Annotated in this window: 19 protein-coding genes; 6 read left to right on the top strand and 13 right to left on the bottom strand. The window is 70.7% G+C overall.

Going from position 1 to position 19,648, the window contains the following annotated elements; all coding sequences use genetic code 11:
- Positions 1 to 2 precede the first annotated feature (2 nt).
- From JI746_RS11575 to JI746_RS11520, 12 genes are all read right to left on the bottom strand, one after another.
- On the bottom strand, positions 3 to 1,679 hold the full coding sequence (locus JI746_RS11575; protein WP_201689616.1) for a pyrroloquinoline quinone-dependent dehydrogenase: 1,677 nt from the start codon (positions 1,677 to 1,679) through the stop codon (positions 3 to 5).
- A gap of 239 nt (positions 1,680 to 1,918) precedes the next feature.
- Entirely contained in the window at positions 1,919 to 2,743 is an 825-nt protein-coding gene (locus JI746_RS11570; RefSeq protein ID WP_201689615.1) for an ABC transporter permease, read from the bottom strand.
- On the bottom strand, positions 2,740 to 3,945 hold the full coding sequence (locus JI746_RS11565) for a type 1 periplasmic-binding domain-containing protein (protein ID WP_201689614.1): 1,206 nt from the start codon (positions 3,943 to 3,945) through the stop codon (positions 2,740 to 2,742). The genes JI746_RS11570 and JI746_RS11565 overlap by 4 nt, the downstream gene beginning before the upstream one ends.
- Positions 3,938 to 4,825: a PQQ-dependent catabolism-associated beta-propeller protein gene (locus tag JI746_RS11560; protein ID WP_330892990.1), complete on the bottom strand. Its 888-nt coding sequence runs from the start codon at positions 4,823 to 4,825 to the stop codon at positions 3,938 to 3,940. The genes JI746_RS11565 and JI746_RS11560 overlap by 8 nt, the downstream gene beginning before the upstream one ends.
- A 184-nt stretch (positions 4,826 to 5,009) precedes the next feature.
- Positions 5,010 to 5,780 carry an ABC transporter ATP-binding protein gene (locus JI746_RS11555; protein ID WP_201689612.1) on the bottom strand — a complete coding sequence of 257 codons (771 nt, stop codon included), beginning with the start codon at positions 5,778 to 5,780 and terminating at the stop codon, positions 5,010 to 5,012.
- Positions 5,770 to 6,768, bottom strand: coding sequence for a tripartite tricarboxylate transporter substrate binding protein (locus JI746_RS11550; protein ID WP_201689610.1), 999 nt, complete (start codon positions 6,766 to 6,768; stop codon positions 5,770 to 5,772). The genes JI746_RS11555 and JI746_RS11550 overlap by 11 nt, the downstream gene beginning before the upstream one ends.
- A gap of 15 nt (positions 6,769 to 6,783) precedes the next feature.
- Positions 6,784 to 7,377, bottom strand: a complete 594-nt coding sequence (locus tag JI746_RS11545; RefSeq protein ID WP_201689609.1) for a CoxG family protein — start codon at positions 7,375 to 7,377, stop codon at positions 6,784 to 6,786.
- 14 nt (positions 7,378 to 7,391) lie between these two features.
- Positions 7,392 to 8,570: a vWA domain-containing protein gene (locus JI746_RS11540; RefSeq protein WP_201689608.1), complete on the bottom strand. Its 1,179-nt coding sequence runs from the start codon at positions 8,568 to 8,570 to the stop codon at positions 7,392 to 7,394.
- 17 nt (positions 8,571 to 8,587) lie between these two features.
- Entirely contained in the window at positions 8,588 to 9,493 is a 906-nt protein-coding gene (locus tag JI746_RS11535) for an AAA family ATPase (protein WP_201689607.1), read from the bottom strand.
- A 132-nt stretch (positions 9,494 to 9,625) separates the two neighbouring features.
- Positions 9,626 to 10,420, bottom strand: a complete 795-nt coding sequence (locus tag JI746_RS11530; protein ID WP_201689606.1) for an FAD binding domain-containing protein — start codon at positions 10,418 to 10,420, stop codon at positions 9,626 to 9,628.
- 22 nt (positions 10,421 to 10,442) lie between these two features.
- Positions 10,443 to 12,815 (bottom strand): xanthine dehydrogenase family protein molybdopterin-binding subunit, encoded by a 2,373-nt coding sequence (locus JI746_RS11525; protein WP_201689605.1) that lies wholly within the window; start codon positions 12,813 to 12,815, stop codon positions 10,443 to 10,445.
- A 58-nt stretch (positions 12,816 to 12,873) separates the two neighbouring features.
- Positions 12,874 to 13,356: a (2Fe-2S)-binding protein gene (locus JI746_RS11520; protein WP_201689604.1), complete on the bottom strand. Its 483-nt coding sequence runs from the start codon at positions 13,354 to 13,356 to the stop codon at positions 12,874 to 12,876.
- Between the two features lie 185 nt (positions 13,357 to 13,541).
- Here JI746_RS11520 and JI746_RS11515 point away from each other — a divergent pair, with 185 nt between their 5' ends.
- From JI746_RS11515 to modC, 4 genes are all read left to right on the top strand, one after another.
- Positions 13,542 to 14,666: a helix-turn-helix domain-containing protein gene (locus JI746_RS11515; RefSeq protein WP_201689603.1), complete on the top strand. Its 1,125-nt coding sequence runs from the start codon at positions 13,542 to 13,544 to the stop codon at positions 14,664 to 14,666.
- Positions 14,667 to 14,750: 84 nt separating this feature from the next.
- Positions 14,751 to 15,512, top strand: coding sequence for a molybdate ABC transporter substrate-binding protein (gene modA / locus JI746_RS11510; RefSeq protein ID WP_201689602.1), 762 nt, complete (start codon positions 14,751 to 14,753; stop codon positions 15,510 to 15,512).
- Positions 15,513 to 15,524: 12 nt separating this feature from the next.
- Positions 15,525 to 16,208, top strand: a complete 684-nt coding sequence (gene modB, locus JI746_RS11505; RefSeq protein ID WP_201689601.1) for a molybdate ABC transporter permease subunit — start codon at positions 15,525 to 15,527, stop codon at positions 16,206 to 16,208.
- Positions 16,205 to 17,284 (top strand): molybdenum ABC transporter ATP-binding protein, encoded by a 1,080-nt coding sequence (modC, locus tag JI746_RS11500; RefSeq protein ID WP_201689600.1) that lies wholly within the window; start codon positions 16,205 to 16,207, stop codon positions 17,282 to 17,284. The genes modB and modC overlap by 4 nt, the downstream gene beginning before the upstream one ends.
- Here modC and JI746_RS11495 read toward each other — a convergent pair whose 3' ends face one another.
- Positions 17,285 to 17,737 (bottom strand): hypothetical protein, encoded by a 453-nt coding sequence (locus JI746_RS11495; protein ID WP_201689599.1) that lies wholly within the window; start codon positions 17,735 to 17,737, stop codon positions 17,285 to 17,287. It lies immediately after the preceding gene.
- A gap of 109 nt (positions 17,738 to 17,846) precedes the next feature.
- On the opposite strand from JI746_RS11495, the gene JI746_RS11490 reads away from it, so the two are divergent.
- Positions 17,847 to 19,355 (top strand): ABC transporter permease/substrate-binding protein, encoded by a 1,509-nt coding sequence (locus tag JI746_RS11490; protein WP_201689597.1) that lies wholly within the window; start codon positions 17,847 to 17,849, stop codon positions 19,353 to 19,355.
- Between the two features lie 26 nt (positions 19,356 to 19,381).
- Positions 19,382 to 19,615 (top strand): hypothetical protein, encoded by a 234-nt coding sequence (locus JI746_RS11485; protein WP_201689596.1) that lies wholly within the window; start codon positions 19,382 to 19,384, stop codon positions 19,613 to 19,615.
- Positions 19,616 to 19,648: the final 33 nt, after the last annotated feature.

The raw sequence follows: 19,648 nt of genomic DNA, 5'->3' as shown, positions 1-19,648 counted from the left end.
CGTCAGTTCAGGCTGAACACGAACAGCGTGCCGCCTTCGGGGCTCGCCTCCACCATCTTCTCGCCCAGCGCGCCGTAGAACGCGGGGATGGAGAGCGTGCGGCCGGACACCACGGCCACGTACTGCTTGCCGTCGATCGCATACGTCATGGGCGCGGCGGAGATGCCCGAGCCGGCGTTGAACTTCCACAGCTCCTTGCCGCTCTTCGCATCGAGGGCATGGAACCAGCCCCGGATGTCACCGTGGAACACGAGGCCGCCGGCGGTGGTCAGCATGCCGCCGGTGTACGGCAGGTCGTCTTCGCGGAACCAGACCTTCTGCTGCCTGACCGGGTCCCAAGCCGTCACGCCGCCCATGTACGCGCCGGGCACCTTCTTGGAGATGTCGAAGTTCACGCCCAGGAAGAACTGGCCACGCTTGTAGTCCTGCTGCACGCCTTCCATGTCCATGCAGGAATTCATGCTCGGGATGTACACCAGCCCGGTCTGCCGGTCGTACGACATCGGCATCCAGTTCTTGCCGCCGATCAGGTTCGGGCAGATGTCGGTCGCCTTGCGGCCCAGGCCGGGGCGCTTGGCGTTGTCCGCCGTCTCGATGGGCCGGCCGGTCTTCAGGTCGATGCTGCTGGCCCAGTTCACCACCGGGATGAACTGCTTGGCCGACAGCAGCTTGCCGTTGGCGCGGTCCAGCACGTAGAAGAAGCCGTTGCGGTTGGCCTGCATGATCACCGGCACCTTGCGGCCGTCCACGGGCAGGTCGGCGAACACCAGCTCGTTCACGCCGTCGTAGTCCCACGCGTCGTGCGGCGTGAACTGGTAGTGCCACTGGATCTTCCCGTTGTCCGGGTTGATCGCCAGCACCGAGGAGGAGTACAGGTTGCTGTACGGCCCGATGTCGGAGCTGTCGTTGCCGCGCACCACGGCCGACCACGGGCCCGGGTTGCTGGTGCCGTAGTAGACGAGATCGAGCTTCGGGTCGTACGAGCCGATGTGCCACGCGACCGCGCCGCCGTACTTGCCGGAGTCGCCCTTCCAGGTCTCGCTGCCCTTCTCGCCGGCGCCCGGCACGGTGTGGGTGCGCCAGAGTTCCTTGCCGGTGGCGGCATCGAGGCCGATCACCGCGCCGCGGGCGCCGTATTCACCGCCGCCGAAGCCGGTGATCACCACGTTCTTCGCCACGGTCGGCGGCGAGGTGATGACGGAGCCCTGCTTGTAGTCGACGACCTCGGTGTCCCACAGCTCCTTGCCGGTCTTCGCATCGAGCGCCACCACGTGGCCGTCGAGGCGGCCCACCAGCAGCTTGCCGTCGTGGTACGCGGGGCCGCGGTTGTTGACGTCGCAGCAGGCGAACTGGTCGATGCCCTTGGGCACATCGGGTGAATAGCGCCAGCGCACCTCGCCGGTCTTCGCGTTCACGGCGAAGACGTTCTTCGGCCCGAACGAGGAGGTGACGAACAGCGTATCGCCGACCAGGATCGGCGTGGCCTCCTGCGACCGCAGCGAGCCGAGCTGCAGCGCCCAGGCCACCTTCAGGTTCTTGACGTTGCCGGTGTTCACCTGCGCCGCGTCGGAAAAGCGCGTGTTGCCGGTGTCGCCACCGTAGACGGGCCAGTTCTGCGCGTGCGCGCCGGCGGCGGCCACTGCGAGGCCGAAGGCGATGGAAAGAAGGCGGGGTTGCATCGGGGTGTCTCCTGGGTGTCACTCGGGTAGCGAGGAGCGAAGTGTTGGAGACAGGCCCGGAACGGCTCCCGAGGGTTAGACCTTAGGACCTCGCTTCATTCTCAAAATGGGACATCGGGCGTTCGCGCGTCTCAATTTAAGACACACGGGGGCGTGGCGTAGGCTGGTGGTGGAGCGCAGCGAAACCCCAGCGATGCGCGAAAGCGCTGGGGTTCGGCCTGTCGGCGCTCACCGCCAGCCTACGGCGGGCCGCCTGGCGGGCCGCCTTGCGGGCGGCGCGCGGCGCCGCGCTGCGGGTCGTAGCCCCAGAGCGCCAGCGCGAAGAAGACGACGGTGCAGCCGGCCACGACGGCCAGGCTCGTCCCCAGCGCCTGCCCGTACAGCGCGAACCGCATCGCCTCCACCGCATGCGTGAAGGGATTGAACTGCGCGATGCCGTGCACGATCCAGGCGCCGGACTCCTGCAGCTTCCACAGCGGATAGAGCGCGGTGCTGAGGAAGAACATCGGGAAGATGACGAAATTCATCGTGCCGGCGAAGTTCTCGAGCTGGCGCACGTACACCGACAGGACCAGGCCCAGCGCGCCGAGCATCAGCGCGGCCAGCAGGAACACCGGCAACGCGAGCGGCACGTAGCGCCATTCGAGGTCGATGCGGAACACCCATGCGGCCAGCAGGAAGGCGAGCATCTGCGCCATCGTCAAGGTGGCGCCTCCCAGCAGCTTGCAGGCCAGGATCCACCAGCGTGGCAGCGGCGCGGTGAGCAGCAGGCGCATCACGCCCATCTCGCGGTCGTACACCATCGCCAGCGAACTCTGCATGCCGTTGAACAGCGCCACCATCCCGAGCAGGCCCGGCGCCAGGTACACCCGGTACTCGATGTAGGTCTCGTAGGGCGGTGCGATGGCCACGCCGAACACGTTCTGGAAGCCGGCGGCGAACACCAGCAGCCACAGCAGCGGCCGCACCAGTGCCGACATCAGCCGGCCCGGCTGCCGCGCGAAGCTTTGCAGCTCGCGCCCGGCGACGGCGCGCAAGGCCCTGGCCGCGTGGACGGCGTTCATGAAGCCTTGCACCCGGTCTCGGGCGCGTCGTAGCCGAGCGTGTCGAGCGTGATGCGCGGATGCAGGAAGCCCTCCAGCGGCGCGACGTCGGCCACGCCGCCGCCGTACGCCAGCAGCAGCGGCTGCCGCAGCTGCCCGTCCCACGCGCGGAAGGTCAGGCGCTGGCCCTTGTAGCCGTCCACCGCCACGGCCCCCTGGCGCAGCGCCTGCACCTGCTGCGCGATGCCGGCCTTGATGTAGGCGCCCGCGACTTCGGCGGCACAACGTGCCGCCATCCACGTCGCCCAGTCGTAGCTGGTCATCCAGCGGTTGGCGCGGCGCAGGAAGCGGCGCGTGAGCTGCGGCCCGCCGTTGCGCTCGTGGAAGGGACTCCAGGCCTGCGCCACCAGGCCGTTGCTCCCCAGCACGGGCCGCGGCAGCACAGTGCGGTACGGGACGCCCTGGGCGAACTCGCCTTGCGCATCGAGCACCACCACGGCGTCGTAGTCGCGTTCGGAGGTGAGCAGGCGCACGTTGCCCAGCTCGCGCTCGCGCGGATCGTTGGAGAGCTTGAAGGAGCGCTCGGCGACGGGCCGCACGGCGAAGCGCTTTGCACTGCGCTGCCAGGCCGCCTGCAGCAGGCGGTCTCCGGGGGTCGGGCCGACCAGCACCAGGGGCTTGCTCCACTTGCGCGCGACCAGCAACTGCGCGATGGCATCCATCTGCATGGCGTGGCTCGGCAGGGTGTGCAGCAGGTTGGTCGCACACTGCGCGGCCCGCAGCGCGTCCTCGGGCGCGGCGGCGTTGAACAGCATCACGTCCTTGCCCCGCGCGGCGGCGGCGACGGCGGCGACACCGGGCGCGGGCAGCTCCAGCACGACATGCTGCACGCGTTGCTGCAGCAGTTGCTGCAGCGTCGCCGGCAGGTCCGCGGCGGCCGGCGCCTCCAGTGCCACGAGCTCCGCGCCGTTGCGCCCGGCCATCTGCAGGGTGACCAGGCTGTCGTTCAGCGCGATCTGCGCGGCCGGCTCCGAGCGGCCGCCCGGCGCATCGGGAAAGCCACGCAGCAATGTCTGCGGCGAGTAGCGTTCGTCGTCGCCCTGCGTCAGCAGCCCGAGCCGGAACGGCTGCTGCGGCTGCGCGCGCAAAGGCAGGGCGGCGGCAGCGCCGGCGAGCAGCAGCGCCCGCCGCGAGGCTTGGAAGGCGCGCCGCCCCTCAGTCATCGATCACCACGCCGTACGGCACCCGGCCGACCTTCAGCGTCTTGATCCCCTTCATCGCCTCCGTGTCGACGATGGTGAGATCGTCCGACAGGCCGTTGGCCACGTACATCCGCTTGCCGTCGCGCGACACGGCCAGCCCCCAGGCGCGCTTGCCGACCAGGACGTAGCCCTTGACCTTGCGCGTGGGGACGTCGACCACCGCGACGTGGTTGGCGCGGCCCAGCCCCACGTAGGCCGTCTTGCCGTCGGGCGAAAGCGCCATGCCGACCGGCGTGACGTCCTCGCGCCGCATGCCCTGGGGCAGGAACTCGATCTTCCCCTGCACGGTGTGGTCGCTGGTGCGGATCACGCTGACGCTGCCATCGAGCTCGCTGCTCACCCACAGTTCGCCGGCGGGCGTGAGCAGGAAGCGCCGCGGCCGCTTGCCCACCGGCACGTTCTTCACCACCTTGCGCGCGGCCGTGTCGACCACGTGCACGACGTTGGCGACCTCGGAGGTGACGTACACCAGCTTGCCATCCGCGCTGACCTTGACGCCCTCCGGTTCGCCGCCGACCTTCACCTCGAAGGTTTTCTTGCGGGTCGCGAGGTCGAAACCGGTGAGCGCCGAATCCTCCTCGTTGGAGACGTACATCATCTTGCCGTCGGGACTGAGGTCGAAGGCTTCCGGGTCCTCGCCGACGTCGAGTTTCGCGACCGCCTTGTTGCCGGCGATGTCCCAGACCACCACGCGGTGCTCGTCGCTGCAGGCGATGTACAGCTGCGTGCGATCCGGCGTGAGCTGCATGTGCCGCGGCCGCTTGCAGACCGCCGGCGAAGCGACGATCTCGCCCTTGGCCGCATCGATGATGGCGATGGCGTTGTCCTTCTCGGACGACACGAAGATGCGGTTGGTGTCCTTGGCGTGGGCGGCGGTTGCCCCGATGGCCGCGAGACAGGACAGCCGAACGCAGAAGCCGCAAAAGTTTCGCAGAAGCCGCAGAAGGACCTCCTTGCGGGATTTTTTTGCGGCTTCTGCGTACCTTTTGCGGCTTCTGCGTTCCGGCTGTTCGAAGACGACCCGTTCAGGCCACGACTTTCTCATTCTTCTCTCCTCCGGTCAGTTGCAGAAAGGCCGACTGCAGCGTCGGCGCGGCTTGGGATTCGCACAGGGCGGCGGCGGCGCCGTCGAAGCGCACCTTGCCCTTGTGCAGCACGATCACGCGCTGGGCGCGTTCGGCTTCGTCCACCAGGTGGGTGGCCCACAGCACGCCCAGGCCGTGTTCGGCGCGGGCCTGCAGGACTTCCTCGACCAGCTGCGCGCGCGACGCCGGGTCGAGCCCCACGGTGGCTTCGTCCATCAGCAGCAGGCGGGGTTCGTGCAGCAGCGCCCGCACCAGTTCCACCTTGCGCCGGTTGCCGCCCGAGAGTTCGCGGGCGGGCTTGGCGGCCACGGGCGTGAGGCCGAAGCGCTCCAGCAGGGCTTCGATGCGCGGCCGCGACTGCGCGCGCGGCAGGCCGTGCAGGTCGGCGTGGAAGCGCAGGCTCGCGCCCACGGAGAGGTTCAGGTCCAGCGCCGGCTGCTGGAACACGACGCCGAGCCGCGCCAGGGCGCGCACCGGGTCGCGCCGCATGTCCGCGCCCAGCACCTCCACGCTGCCGCTGTCGGCCACGAACAGGCCCGTGAGCAGCTGGAACAGCGTCGTCTTGCCGGCGCCGTTGGGCCCCAGCAGCGCCACCATCTCGCCGGCGCGCACCTGCAGCGAGACGGCGTCCAGCGCCTGCGTGCGGCCGTAGCGCTTGGAGACTTCGCGGCAGGCGAGGACGGGGGCGCCGGCGTCCACGTCACTCCGCATGCAAGGCGATGCCCAGGCGGGCGAGCAGCTCGCGCTCGTGCGCGGTCACCTGCTGCACGTAGCGCCCGTAATCCTCGGTGTTCAGGTACTCCGGCTCCTGGTCGTACTTCGCGATTTCCTGCAGGTGCACCGGATCGAACAGCGCGGCGCGGAAGGCATCGTGCAGCTTGCGGATGATGGCGCGGTCCACCGCCGCGGGCGCTCCGATGCCGTAGGGCGAGGTGTACACGGCCTGCGGATGGCCCAGCTCGCGCAAGGTCGGCACCTGCGGCCAGCGCTTGCTGCGCTGCGCGTTGAAGGTGGCCAGCAGGCGCAGCTTGCCGGTTTCCACGTACGGGGCGAAGCCGGTGGAGTTCACGCCTACCATCAGCGTCTTGGTCGCCACCGCCAGCATCTGGTCGGCGGTGCCCTTGTACGGCACGTGGATGTAGGTCACGCCTTCGCGCGAGAGCACGTCCTCCATCGCCAGGTGCGCCGTGCTGCCGATGCCGGTGGAGCCCACCGTGAGGCTGCCCGGATGCTCGCGCGCCCAGTGCACCATGTCGCCGAAGGTCTGGAAGCCGCTGTCCGCCGGCACCACGATGCCGAAAGTGACGCCCGAGATCTGGATCACCGGCGTGATGTCGCGCAGCGGATCCCAGGCCACCTTGCGCTGCAGCGGCGCGCGGTACAGCGTGAGCGGCAGCTGCCCGATCACGTAGCCGTCCGGCGCCGCGGCCCGCAGCGCGGGGCCCACCAGCGTGCCGGCGGCGCCCGGCTTGTTGTCGACGACGATGCTCTGTCCGAGCTGCCGGCTCGCCAAGTCCGCCAGGATCCGCATCGTGATGTCGGTCTGGCCACCCGCTGGCCAGGGAACGATCAGCGTGATCGGGCGGGCCGGCCAGGCCGCCGCTTGCGCCAGCGCCAGGGCCGGACAGGCGACGAGGCTGGCACAGGCGCCCAGCAGGCTGCGGCGACGCAGTGCATCGCGGCGGTGCGCATCGTCCATGATTCGCTCCCCTTCTCAGCGCGCCAGCAGCAGCAGTGCGACGAGCACCACTGCGCCGAACGCGATCCACACCCACATCGGCATGCGCCGGTCGCTGGCCGCCTCGCCGACCGGGGAGACCGGCAGCGGCGTGGCAGCGGGCTCGGCATACGCCTCCGGATAGCGGCGCTTCATCTCCTCGTCGAAGCGGCGGAAGAAATCGTCGGCCATGGAGCGGGCGACGCCGTCCACCAGCCTCTGGCCGACCTGGGCGATCCGGCCGCCGACCTGCGCCTGCGCGGTGTAGGCCAGCTCGCAGCCGGCGCCCTCGGCCGGCGGTGCCAGCTTCACCTGCGCGCTGCCCTTGCCGAAGCCGGCCGCGCCGCCGTTGCCCTCGAAAGCGAGGGTATAGCTGTTGGGCGCCATCACGTCCTGCAGCTGGATCTTGCCGTTGAAACGCGCGGACACGGGACCGACCTTCACGCCCATGCCGATCGCGTACTGGTTCTCGCCGGTGGGCTCCACCTTGTCGCAGCCGGGGATGCAGGCCTTGAGCACCTCCGGGTCGTTGAGCGCATCCCAGGCCTGCTGCTGCGTGACGGCGAGGTGGCGCGTGCCTTGCATTTCCATCGTTGTCGTTCTTCCTAGCGATCGAGCAGGCCGGCGAGGCTCGCGGCGAGCTCCTCCAGCTTGCTGAGGTTGTGGACCGCGAGCATGGCGTGCGCGTGCCGGTGCAGCACCGCCGCGCCGCGGGCGAGCGGAGCATAGCCCTCGAAGCGCAGCAGAGGGTTGAGCCAAAGGAGCCGGCGACAGCGGTGCGTCAGCCAATCGAGTTCGCGCGCCAGGTCTTCGGGCTCGCCGGTGTCGAGGCCGTCGCTGATGATCAGGACCAGGCTGCGGCGGCCGACCAGCCGGCGCGCGTGGCGCTGGCGCAGGGTGGCCAGCGATTCGCCCAGGCGGGTGCCGCCGGCGAAATCGTCGATGGCGGCGCTGGCGGCCGCGAGCATGGCGTCGGTGTCGGCGAGGCGAAAGGCCGGCGTGAGATCCGTGAGGTGCGTGCCGAAGGCGAACACGTCGCGCCGGCGATGCGCGCGCGTGGCCGCATGCAGGAACGCGAGCAGCAGCCGCGCGTAGCGCTCCATCGACCCGGAGATGTCCACCAAGACCAGCAGCGGCAGCGGTTCGCGGCTGCGCTGCATGCGCCGCAACACCATCAGCTCGCCGCCGGTGTGGGCGGCATGGCGCAGGGTGCGGGCCCAGTTCAATTGCTTGCCGCGCATGCCGGGGCGCATGCGGCGCATCTCGACCTCCGGCACCGGCAGCGCCACGTCGCGGGCGAGCCGCTCGACCAGGTGGAACTCGCTCGCCGACAGGGCGTTGAAGTCGGCGTGCTTCAGGCGCGCCAGGGTGCTGGCCGTCATCGCGGCATCGAATTCCACCTCCTGGTCCGGCTTGCGCTCGGCGCCGCCGAAGCGCTTCTGCGGCGCCAGGGCCTCGGCCACGCGCGGCCGCCGCTGCGGCTTGGGCGCGCTCTTCTGCGACGGCAGCATCTGCGCGAGCAGGCGGTGCGCAAGTTCTGGGTCGCGGAAGAAGGCGTCGAACAGCTCGCGGAACACGGCACGCTCCTGCTCGCGGCTGACCAGCACCGCCTCCATGGCCGCGCCGAGGTCGCCCTTGTCGTCCACGCCGACCAGTTGCGCGGCCTGCTGCGCCAGCGCAATGCGCGAACTGTCCACGCGCAGGCCGGCACGGCGCAGCGCGCGGCCGAAGCCCGCGATGTTGTCCGCGAGCTTGCCGGTGCGGGCGTCGCCGAGGGTGGTCATGGACGCAGGCCGGGCCTTCAGGCGGGCTCGGCCTCGGGCTTGAGCAGCTCCGTCGCGAGCTCGTGGGTGAGCGCCGCGACGTCCTCGCGCTGCTTGAACAGGATGCCGGCCGTGTCCGTCACCACTTCCGGGTCGAGCGTGAGCGTGTCCAGCGCCACCAGCGCCTTGGCCCATTCCACGCTTTCCGCGATGCCGGGCGCGCGCTGGAACGCGTTGGCGAACGGCTGGCTGCGCAGGCGGCCGACGAAGTGCGCCACCTGCCGCGACAGCGCATCGCTGGCTTCGGGCACGCGCGCGCGCACGATCGCCAGTTCGCGTTCGCGCTCGGGGTATTCCAGCCAGTGGTAGAGGCAGCGCCGCTTGACGGCGTCGTTCAGCTCGCGGGTGCGATTGCTGGTGAGGATCGTGACCGGCGTCGCGCGGGCGCGGATGGTGCCGATCTCGGGGATGCTGACCTGGTACTCGCCCAGGTATTCCAGCAGGAAGGCTTCGAAGGGTTCGTCCGCGCGGTCGACCTCGTCGATCAGCAGCACGGCGCCGGGCTCGGGCGCCTGCAGCGCCTGCAGCAGCGGCCGGCGGATCAGGTAGCGGTCCTGGTAGACCTCGCGCTCGATCTGTTCGGCGCTTTCGCGGCCTTCGGCGGCCCGCATGTGCAGCAGCTGCGCCGCGTAGTTCCACTCGTAGAGCGCCTCGCGCAGTTCCAGCCCGTCGTAGCACTGCAGGCGCAGCAGCGTGCGCTGCAGGGCCACGGCCAGCGACTTGGCCAGCTCGGTCTTGCCCACGCCCGGCTCGCCTTCGAGCAGCAGCGGCCGCTGCAGCCGCAGCGCGAGGAAGACGGCCGTGGCCAGACGCCGCTCGGCGTAGTAGCCGGCGGATTGGAGGGCGGCCTGGAGGGCGGGGATGGAGGGGAAGGGGGAATTCATGCCTCGTCGTCGCAAGGTTGTGGCTCCCTCTCCCGCTTGCGGGAGAGGGCTGGGGTGAGGGTCTGCGCCGGGCTCCCCTCACCCCAACCCTCTCCCCAAGGGGAGAGGGAGGAAAGCCCGAGGATCCGGCAACTAGCCGCCCATCTGCGCCACGGCCCGCTGCGCCAGCACCGACACCAGGTTCGCCCGGTACGCCGCGCTGCCATGCAGGTCGCTCGAGAGCGCGCCGGCATCGATCTTCACCGCCGCCGCCGCGGCCTGCGTGAAGCTCTTGCCCAGCGCCTGCTCCAGCCCCTGGTGGCGGAACACGCCGCTGCCGCCGCCCGTGACCGCGACGCGCACGCCGCTGTCGGTCTGCGCGACAAGCACGCCGACCAGCGCGAAGCGCGACGCCGGCTGGCGGAACTTCTCGTAGGCCGCGCGCTTCGGGATCGGGAAGCTCACCGAAGTGATCAGCTCGCCCTCGTTCAGCGCCGTGGTGAACAGGCCCTGGAAGAAGTCGTCGGCCGCGATCGTGCGCTGCGTCGTCTGCACCGTGGCGTCCAGGCCGAGCACCGCCGCCGGGTAGTCCGCCGCCGGGTCGTTGTTGGCCACCGAGCCGCCGAGGGTGCCCATCGCGCGCACCTGGCGGTCGCCGATCGTGCCGGCGAGCTCCGCCAGCGCGGGGATCGCCGACTTCACGTCGGCGCTGGCGGCGACGTCCGCGTGGCGCGTCATCGCGCCGATCACGAGCTTGTTGCCCTCGCGCCGGATGCCGGCGAGTTCGGCGATGCCGCCCAGGTCGACCAGTTGCTCGGGGCTCGCGAGCCGCAGCTTCATGGAAGCCAGCAGGGTCTGGCCGCCGGCCAGGACCTTGACGTTGCCGCCCTGCGCCGCGCGCTGGGCATCGGCCAGGGAGCTGGGGCGTTCGAAGGTGAATGCGTACATGTGAATGTCTCCTTCGTGTCGTTCAGGACTTGGCGGCCTGGATCGCTTCCCACACGCGGCTGGGCGTGGCGGGCATGTCGAGGTCCTTCACGCCGAGGTCGCGCAGCGCGTCGAGCACCGCGTTGATCACCGCCGGCGGCGAGCCGATCGCGCCCGCTTCGCCGCAGCCCTTGGTGCCCAGCGGGTTGTGCGTGCAAGGCGTGCAGACCGTGTCGAGCGTGAAGGCCGGGAAATCGTCCGCGCGCGGCATGGTGTAGTCCATGAACGAGCCGGTCATCAGCTGGCCGGTGTCCTTGTCGTACACGCACTGCTCCAGCAGCGCCTGGCCGATGCCCTGCACCAGCCCGCCGTGCACCTGGCCCTGGACGATCATGGGGTTGATGATGGTGCCGAAATCGTCGACCGCGGTGAAGCGGTCGACGCGCACCTTGCCGGTGGCCGGGTCGACCTCGACCTCGCAGATGTACGTGCCGGCCGGGAAGGTGAAGTTGGTCGGATCGTAGAACGCGGTCTCGTTGAGTCCCGGCTCCAGCTTGTCCAGCGGGTAGTTGTGCGGCACGTAGGCCGTCAGCGCCACCTGGCCGAAGGTGACCTTCTTGTCCGTGCCCTTGACGACGAACTCGCCGTTGCTGAATTCGACGTCGCCGTCGCCCGTCTCCATCAGGTGCGCCGCGATCTTCTTGGCCTTGGCCTCGATCTTGTCCAGCGCCTTCATGATGGCGGCGCCGCCCACCGAGATGGAGCGCGAGCCGTAGGTACCCATGCCGAACGGGACCCGCCCCGTGTCGCCGTGCACCACGTCGACGTTCTCGACCGGGATGCCCAGCCGCGCCGCGACGACCTGCGCGAAGGTGGTCTCGTGGCCCTGGCCGTGGCTGTGAGAGCCGGTGAACACGGTGACGCTGCCGGTCGGGTGGACGCGGATCTCGCCGCACTCGAACAGGCCGGCCCGGGCGCCGAGCGCCCCGGCGATGTTCGAAGGCGCGATGCCGCAGGCCTCGATGTAGCTGCTGTAGCCCAGGCCGCGGCGAAGACCCTTGGCCTCGCTTTCCTTGCGGCGCTGCTCGAAGCCCTTCACGTCGGCCAGCGCGTTGGCCTTGAACAGCGCGCCGTGGTAGTCGCCCACGTCGTACTGCAGCGCGACCGGCGTCTGGTACGGGAACTGGCTGATGAAGTTGCGCTCGCGGATCTCGTCCTGCGGCAGGCCCAGTTCCCAGGCCGCGCGCGTGGCCAGCCGCTCCAGCACGTAGGTGGCCTCGGGACGACCGGCGCCGCGGTAGGCATCGACCGGGGTGGTGTTGGTGAACCAGGCGTCCACCTCGACGTAGATCTGCGGCGTGGTGTACTGGCCGGCCAGCAGCGTCGCGTACAGGATGGTCGGCACCGCGCTGGCGAAGGTGGAGAGGTAGGCGCCCAGGTTGGCGTCGGTCTTCACGCGCAGCGCCAGGAACTTGCCCTGGCTGTCCAGCGCCAGTTCGGCGTGCGTGACGTGGTCGCGGCCGTGGGCGTCCGCCAGGAAGGCTTCGCTGCGGTCGCAGGTCCACTTGATCGCGCAATTGAGCTGCTTCGAAGCCCAGGTCAGCGCGACGTCCTCCGCGTACAGGTAGATCTTGGAGCCGAAGCCGCCACCGACGTCCGGCGCGATCACGCGCACCTTGTGTTCCGGCAGGCCCAGCACGAAGGCCGTCATCAGCAGCCGTTCGACGTGCGGGTTCTGGTTGGCGACGTACAAGGTGTATTCGTCGCTGGCGCGGTTGAACGCCGCCACCACGGCGCGCGGCTCCATCGGGTTGGCCACCAGCCGGTTGTTCGTCAGGTCGAGTTTGGTGACGTGCGCCGCCTTGGCGAACACCGCGTCGACCGCGTTCTTGTCGCCAATCGCCCATTTGTAGCAGCGGTTGTCGGGCGCGATGTCGTGCAGCGCCGTGGCCTGGGCGGCGTCACGCACGTCCACCACGGCGGGCAGCACTTCGTAATCGACCTCGATCGCCTCGGCGGCATTGCGGGCCTGCTCCGGCGTGTCGGCCACGACCATGGCGACGTGGTCGCCGACGTAGCGCACCCGGCCCTGCGCGAGCACGGGGTGCGGCGGCTCCTTCATGGGCGTGCCGTCGGTGCTGGTGATCAGCCACCCGCAGGGCAGCCCGTTCATCTTGCCGGCAATGTCCTGGCCGGTGAAGATCTTCGCGACGCCGGGCATCGTGGCGGCGCGCGAGCTGTCGATGCCCCGGATGTTGGCATGCGCATGCGGCGAACGCACGAACACGGCGTGGCGCTGGTTCGGCAGGTTGATGTCGTCGGTGTACTGGCCGTTGCCGCTCAGGAAGCGGTAGTCCTCCTTGCGGCGGACGGCCTCGCCGATGTGCGGCAGCTTGGCGAAATCGGATGCACCCATGTCGGTTCTCCGTTGAGGGTTGAGCGTTGAGCGAGAAAGGCCGTTGAACGCGGAACGCTCAACGCTGAACCGGCGTGGCCGCCGTGGCGGCCATGCCCTGCTGGACCGCCTTGACGATGTTCTGGTAGCCCGTGCAGCGGCACAGGTTGCCGTCGAGCTGCTCGCGGATCTGCTGTTCGCTGGCGTTCGGCGTGCGCTGGCACAGGTCCACCGCGCTCATCACCATGCCGGGCGTGCAGAAGCCGCACTGCAGGCCGTGGCACTCCTTGAAGGCCGCCTGCATCGGGTGCATGGTGCCGTCGGCCTGGGCCAGGCCCTCGATGGTGGTGATCTCGGCGCCGGGATGCTGCACCGCCAGCGTGTTGCACGACTTGATCGCGCGGCCGTCCACGAGGACGGTGCAGGCGCCGCACTGGGCCGTGTCGCAGCCAACGTGGGTGCCCGTCAGCCGCAGGTGTTCTCGGATCGCGGTGACCAGGAGGGTATTCGGCGCGACGTCGAGCGACGCGGCCTTCCCGTTGACCTTGAGTGATAACAGCATGTCGTATGTCTCCTGAGGAAGAACTCCGGGGAAGGGCATTGTTGAATTGACCATGGGGCCACTGGCTAGGCGAAACCCTAGGTTGGATGGACACTGCACCGAAATTCTCAAAATGGAACAGGTCGGACAGGCCGCCGTCAGGATGGGCCGGAACACTCTGTTCCAGGAGACAAGGAGCGGCCCCCATGAACGTTCCAGGAATGGCTGCGGCCCACGACCGGCTGCAGCAGATCGAGCGCGCGCGCCAGGCGGTGCTGGCCGAAGGCCGCTCGATGGCCGAGGTGCTCGTCCATGCGTGGTACGACAGCGCCTGGATCGAGCGGTCCTGGCGGCGCTGCCTGGACAACGGCCGACGCCCGGAGGAGCGCGTCGGCTTCGACATCGTCCGGCCCCAGCACGCGCGCCGGGTGGAGGAAGAGAACCACACGCTGGCGGCGGCGGCGCGTCCGGTGCTCGAGCAGCTCGGCCGTGCGATCGCCAGCACGCGCTATTTCGCGATCCTGACCAACAAGCACGGCGTGGTGGTGGACGCCCACGGGCCGATCGACGACAGCGACCCGCGGGCGCAGGCGATCGCGCGCATCGGCGTCGACCTGTCCGAAAGCGCCGTCGGCACCACCGCCATCGCCGCGGCGCTGACGGAACTGCAGCCGGTGTGGCTGCACCGGGGCGAGCACTTCTTCCACGACACCAGCTGCTACAGCTGCGCCGGCGCGCCCCTGTTCGGCCCCGACGGCCGCTGCGTGGGCATGCTGGACCTGACCGGGATCGACACCGCGGAGCGACCCGAGCTGAAGCACCTGGTGGCGCAATCGGCCCGCAGCATCGAGAACGCGCTGGCCCTGTCGCGCCCGCACAAGCTGGTGCTGCGGCTGAACTGGCCGGGCCGGTTGCTCGGCGACGACGACGACGGCATCGTCTGCCTCGACCGCGACGGCTGGGTCACGGGCAGCAACGGCGCGGCGCGGCAGATGCTGTCCGGGCTCGCCCACGTCGCACATGGCCCGGTCCATTGCAGCGAGCTGTTCGCCCAGCCCTGGGAGCCGCTGTACGACATCGCCAGGGCGAGCGAACACACGCCCATCGAAGTGCCGCTGTGGTCCGGCCTGCGACTGTGCTGCCTGGCGCAGCCCGCGGGCGATGCGCGGGCCGCCGGCAAGTCGCGGCTGCCGCTGCGCGACGTCGAGATCGCGCTGATCCGCAAGGCCGTGAACGACGCCCGCGGCAACGTGATGGAAGCGGCGCGCGCGCTCGGCATCAGCCGGGCGACGGTGTACCGCAAGCTGTCGCAAAAACCTGGCCGCGCCTAACCCAGGAGCCCGCGCCCGGATGTGGGGGAATGCGCGCGGTCGGGAAAGCGTTCATGGTCCCTATACTCACCGATCAGCTGGTCCATGTCACACCTCCACCGAGCCATCGCTTTCACCGCCACCCTGCTGGCGGCCGGCCTGCTCCAGGCGGGCCAGGTGCGCGTCGCGGTGGCCGCCAACATGGCCATCCCGATGCAGAGGATCGCGGTGGAGTTCGAGCGCGCCACGGGGCACGAGCTGATCCCCGCCCTCGGTTCCACGGGCCGCTTCTATTCGCAATTGCGCGGCGGCGCCCCGTTCGAGGTGCTGCTGGCCGCCGACGACGAGATCCCGGCGCGGCTCGAGCGCGAGGGCCTGGCGGTGCCGGGCAGCCGCTTCACCTACGCCGTCGGCCGGCTCGTGCTGTGGAGCCTCGATCCCCACGGGGTCGACCCGCAGGGCAACGTCCTCAAGCAGTTGCCGCGCGGCCGCCTGGCCATCGCCGATCCCCGCCTCTCGCCCTACGGCGCCGCCGCGATCAAGACCCTCGGCGGGCTCGGCGTGCTCGCGGCCTGGCAGCCGGCGTTCCTGCAAGGCGAAAGCGTTTCGCAGGCGTTCCAGTTCGTCGCCAGCGGCAACGCCTCCTACGGCTTCCTGGCCCTGTCGCAGGTGATGCGGGACGGCCGCATCCCCAGGGGCTCGGGCTGGATCGTCCCGTCGCAGTACCACCCGCCCCTGAACCAGGACGTGGTGCTGCTCAATGGCGGCCGCTCGAGCGCCGCCGCCCTCGCCTTCCTCGACTACCTGAAGAGCGAGCCGGCCCGGGCGACGCTGCGCGGCTTCGGCTACGAGGTCGTGAAGCACTGAGAACATCGCCGGATGCCGATCGCGCGCGAGGACCTGCAGGCGATCTGGCTGACGCTGAAGCTGGCGGCATCCACCACCGTGCTGCTGCTGCTGCTGGCCGCCCCGCTCGCGTGGTGGCTGGCCCGCACCGGCTCGCGCCTGCGCGCGCCGGTCGCGGCGCTGGTCGCCTTGCCGCTGGTGCTGCCACCCACCGTGCTCGGTTTCTACCTGCTGGTCGCCCTGGGCCCGCGCGGCTGGGGCGGGCAGTTCACGCAGGCGCTCGGCCTCGGGCTGCTCCCCTTCACCTTCGGCGGGCTGCTGCTCGGGTCCATCCTGTATTCGCTGCCCTTCGCCGTGCAGCCGCTGCAGGGCGCCTTCGAGGCGGTGGGGCGCCGGCCGCTGGAAGTCGCGGCGACGCTGCGCGCGCCGCCGCTGGACACCTTCCTGCACGTGGTGCTGCCGCTGGCGCGCGCCGGCGTCGTGCAGGCGGCCGTGCTCACCTTCGCGCACACCGTCGGTGAGTTCGGCGTCGTGCTGATGATCGGCGGCAACATCCCGCAGCAGACGCGCGTGGTCTCGACCCAGATCTACGGCCACGTCGAGGCCCTGGAATACGCGCAGGCGCACTGGCTTTCCGCGGGCATGGTGCTGTTCTCGTTCGCCGTGCTGCTGGCGCTGGCGCGGATGAACCGGCGCAGCACGCGGGTTGTTGGATGATCGAACCGATCGTCATCCGCACCGTGCTGGCACGGCGGGAGTTCACCCTCGATGTGGACCTCGCCCTGCCCCCGCGCGGCATCACGGCGGTGTACGGCCCCTCCGGCTCCGGCAAGACGACCCTCTTGCGCTGCCTGGCCGGCCTCGAGCGGCCGGCGCAGGCGCGCATCGTGGTGCAGGGGCAGCCCTGGCACGACAGCGCTCGCGGCATCTTCCTGCCGCCCTGGCAGCGGCCCCTGGGCTACGTGTTCCAGGAAGCGAGCCTGTTCGACCACCTGGACGTGCGCGGCAACCTGGCGTTCGCGCTGAAGCGCCGCGGCAGCGACGGCGGCTTCGACCTGGCGGCCCTGGCGGAGATGCTGGACATCGGCCACCTGCTGGCGCGCAGTCCGCACCAGCTTTCGGGCGGGGAGCGCCAGCGCGTCGCCATCGCCCGCGCGCTGGCCACGCAGCCGCGCGTCCTGCTGCTGGACGAGCCGCTGGCGGCGGTCGACGTGGCGCGGCGCCAGGAGATCCTGCCCTGGCTGGAGCGCCTGCGCGACGAGCTGCACGTGCCCATGCTGTACGTGACGCACGCTGCCGACGAGGTCGCGCGGCTGGCCAGCCACCTGGTGCTGATGGAGTCCGGCCGCTGCATCGCCAGCGGGCCGCTCGCCGAGACGCTGGCCCGCGTCGACCTGCCGCTGCTGGCCGGCGACGAGGCCGCCGCCCTGCTGGAAGGCGAGGTCGAGGAAGTCGATGCGCACTGGCACCTGGCGCAGGTCGTGTTTTCCGGCGGCCGCCTGTGGATCGCCGATTCGGGCCTGAGTGCCGGGCGCGCGGTGCGGGTGCGCGTGCTGGCGCGCGACGTGAGCATCGTGCGCGAGCCGCCGCACGGCAGCAGCATCCAGAACGTGCTGCCCTGCCGGGTGCGCGCCATCGCGGCGGCGGGGCATCCGTCGCAGGTGACGGTGCAGCTGGCCTGCGGTGCCTCGCTGCTGCTGGCGCGGGTCACCGCCCGGGCGGTCCACCAGCTGAAGATCGCCGTCGGCGACCCGGTGTGGGCGCAGGTGAAGTCGGCGGCCCTGGTCGGCTGATCAGGTTTCCCAACCGCCCGGATCGTCGCCGGCATCGTCCCAGCCGGGGTCGCCGAAGTCGGCCAGATCCCGCGGGTCGGAGGCCGGATCCAGCGCGCCGATGCCGGCGTCCCTGGCGAGTTGCGAATGGCTCTGGTCGATGTGCGGCGCGGGCGTCTCCGGCGGATGGCCCGGCTGCCCGTCGTGGCCCTGCTCGAAGGCACGGCGCCCGAATTCCTGCGCGAGTGCGGCGCCGGCCCCGACCGCCAGGCCGGTGGCCACGCCGCGCGCGATCGACCCGCCCAGGCCTTCCTGCGGGGGCGGCATGCCGGCGCCCCAGGCCGGGTCCGGCCGGCCGAAGGCGTCGTCGCGCGCATAGGGCGAAGGCGGCACGGGGTGGTGCTCCGGCCGCGGGCGGCGCAGCCACAGCACGGCGGCGATCACCAGCAGCAGCAGGATCAGGAGCGGGGCCATTCAGGAGCTTTCAGGAGGTGGATGCTGCGCATTGTGGGACCGGCCGGCCCAAGTTCAAGAGGCTGCGCTTCACGGGCGTTGCCTTTGCGCCGATACTGCGGCGACTTTCATGGCCGCCGCCCGCCTGCTCTCCGCGTTCCTGCTCGCCCTGGCGGGCCTCGTCGCATCGGCCCACGCGGCCGATCCCGTGGTGGTCGGCTCCAAGCGCTTCACCGAAAGCTACATCCTCGGCGAGATCGTGCGGCAGACGCTCGTGGCCGGCGGCGTGCCGGCGACGCACAAGCAGGGCCTGGGCAATACGGCGGTGATGGAGCAGGCGCTGGCCACGCGCGGGATCGACCTCTACCCCGAGTACACCGGCACCATCGTGCGCGAGCTGCTCAAGCAGGAGGGCTCGCCCTCGCTCGCGCAGTTGAATGCGGCGCTCGCGCCGCGGGGCCTGAAGGTCGGCGTGCCGCTCGGGTTCAACAACAGCTACGCGCTGGCGATGCGCGAGGACGAGGCACAGCGCCTGGGCATCGCCTCGATCTCGGACCTGGCCCGCGTGCAGGCGCCGCTGCGCCTGGGGCTGTCGCACGAATTCCTGCAGCGCGCCGACGGCTGGAGCGCGCTGCAGCGCGCCTACGGCCTGCCCCAGGTCCCCGGCAGCGGCCTCGACCACGGCCTGGCCTACCAGGCGCTCGCGGCCAGGCAGGTCGACGTGGTCGACGCGTACACCACCGATGCACAGATCGCGCGCCTGCAGCTGCGCGTGCTGCGCGACGACCGCAACTTCTTCCCGCGCTACGACGCGGTGCTGCTGATGCGCGCCTCGCTCGACGAGCGCCCGCTCGCCGCGCTGGCCGGCCGCATCAACGACGAAGCCATGCGCGCCATGAACGGCGCGGTCGAGATCGACGGCAAGTCGTTCGAGGCCGCGGCACGCGAATTCCTGGCCGGCGGCCATGTTGACGCCGATGCGCCGGCGTCGGCGCCGCGCGGCCAGGGCTTCCTGCAGCGCCTGTTCGCGCCCGACCTGCCGCGCCTGCTGCGCGAACACCTGGTGCTGGTGTTCGCCTCGCTGGCGGTGGCCGTCGCCGTCGGCGTGCCGCTGGGGGTGCTGGCGCATCGCCATCCGCGCTGGTCCGGCGCGGTGATGGGCCTGGTCGGCGTGGTGCAGACCGTGCCTTCGCTGGCGCTGCTGGCGTTCCTGATCGCGATCGTGGGCACCATCGGCTTCGTGCCCGCGCTGCTGGCGCTGTTCGTCTATGCGCTGCTGCCGATCGTGCGCAACACGCACGCGGGCCTCGCCTCGGTGCCGACGGGCATGCGGCAGGCGGCACTGGGGCTCGGGCTGCGCGACGCGCAGGTGCTGCGCAGCATCGAGCTGCCGCTCGCAGCGCCGACGATCTTCGCCGGCATCAAGACCGCGGCAGTGCTGAACGTCGGCCTGGCGACGGTGGCCACCTTCATCGGCGCCGGCGGACTGGGGGAGCGCATCGTGGCCGGCCTGGCCGTGAACGACACGATGTTCATGCTCGCCGGCGCGGTGCCCGCTGCGGTGCTGGCGCTGTTGACGCAGCTGGTGTTCGACCTGCTGGAGCGGTGGCTGCGGCGGGCGCGCGTGGGGCGGGCGTAGCATGGGGCCTTCCGCCCGGAGGCCCCATGCCGGACACGCTCCAACCCCTGATCGACGACCTGCTGGAATGGGTCGCGAAACCGCGTCCCTATGCCGAGGTGATGGACGCCTGGCGCACCTCCTGCCCGCGCCTGCCCGTGTGGGAGGAAGCGAACCGGCTGGCACTGGTGCAGTGCCGCCGTGACGCCGCGGGCGTCGAGCAGGTTGCGCTGACCGAGCGCGGCCGCCAGCGGCTGGAGGCGCGCCGCGAAGTCTCGTAGGCTGGCGGTGAGCTGCGCGAACCCCAGCGCTGG

Origin of the sequence: Ramlibacter alkalitolerans, from assembly GCF_016722765.1 — a bacterium.
Taxonomy (GTDB): domain Bacteria; phylum Pseudomonadota; class Gammaproteobacteria; order Burkholderiales; family Burkholderiaceae_C; genus Ramlibacter; species Ramlibacter alkalitolerans.
The sequence above is the reverse complement of the archived record's forward strand: the minus strand, read 5'-3'. Positions and strand labels throughout refer to the sequence as shown.

Excerpts from the sequence above, each read along its gene's own strand:
- JI746_RS11575 (WP_201689616.1), bottom strand. The coding sequence starts at position 1,679 with ATGCAACCCCGCCTTCTTTCCATCGCCTTCGGCCTCGCAGTGGCCGCC.
- JI746_RS11570 (WP_201689615.1), bottom strand. The coding sequence starts at position 2,743 with ATGAACGCCGTCCACGCGGCCAGGGCCTTGCGCGCCGTCGCCGGGCGC.
- JI746_RS11565 (WP_201689614.1), bottom strand. The coding sequence starts at position 3,945 with ATGACTGAGGGGCGGCGCGCCTTCCAAGCCTCGCGGCGGGCGCTGCTG.
- JI746_RS11555 (WP_201689612.1), bottom strand. The coding sequence starts at position 5,780 with ATGCGGAGTGACGTGGACGCCGGCGCCCCCGTCCTCGCCTGCCGCGAA.
- JI746_RS11550 (WP_201689610.1), bottom strand. The coding sequence starts at position 6,768 with ATGGACGATGCGCACCGCCGCGATGCACTGCGTCGCCGCAGCCTGCTG.
- JI746_RS11545 (WP_201689609.1), bottom strand. The coding sequence starts at position 7,377 with ATGGAAATGCAAGGCACGCGCCACCTCGCCGTCACGCAGCAGCAGGCC.
- JI746_RS11540 (WP_201689608.1), bottom strand. The coding sequence starts at position 8,570 with ATGACCACCCTCGGCGACGCCCGCACCGGCAAGCTCGCGGACAACATC.
- JI746_RS11535 (WP_201689607.1), bottom strand. The coding sequence starts at position 9,493 with ATGAATTCCCCCTTCCCCTCCATCCCCGCCCTCCAGGCCGCCCTCCAA.
- JI746_RS11530 (WP_201689606.1), bottom strand. The coding sequence starts at position 10,420 with ATGTACGCATTCACCTTCGAACGCCCCAGCTCCCTGGCCGATGCCCAG.
- JI746_RS11525 (WP_201689605.1), bottom strand. The coding sequence starts at position 12,815 with ATGGGTGCATCCGATTTCGCCAAGCTGCCGCACATCGGCGAGGCCGTC.
- JI746_RS11520 (WP_201689604.1), bottom strand. The coding sequence starts at position 13,356 with ATGCTGTTATCACTCAAGGTCAACGGGAAGGCCGCGTCGCTCGACGTC.
- JI746_RS11515 (WP_201689603.1), top strand. The coding sequence starts at position 13,542 with ATGAACGTTCCAGGAATGGCTGCGGCCCACGACCGGCTGCAGCAGATC.
- modA (WP_201689602.1), top strand. The coding sequence starts at position 14,751 with ATGTCACACCTCCACCGAGCCATCGCTTTCACCGCCACCCTGCTGGCG.
- modB (WP_201689601.1), top strand. The coding sequence starts at position 15,525 with ATGCCGATCGCGCGCGAGGACCTGCAGGCGATCTGGCTGACGCTGAAG.
- modC (WP_201689600.1), top strand. The coding sequence starts at position 16,205 with ATGATCGAACCGATCGTCATCCGCACCGTGCTGGCACGGCGGGAGTTC.
- JI746_RS11495 (WP_201689599.1), bottom strand. The coding sequence starts at position 17,737 with ATGGCCCCGCTCCTGATCCTGCTGCTGCTGGTGATCGCCGCCGTGCTG.
- JI746_RS11490 (WP_201689597.1), top strand. The coding sequence starts at position 17,847 with ATGGCCGCCGCCCGCCTGCTCTCCGCGTTCCTGCTCGCCCTGGCGGGC.
- JI746_RS11485 (WP_201689596.1), top strand. The coding sequence starts at position 19,382 with ATGCCGGACACGCTCCAACCCCTGATCGACGACCTGCTGGAATGGGTC.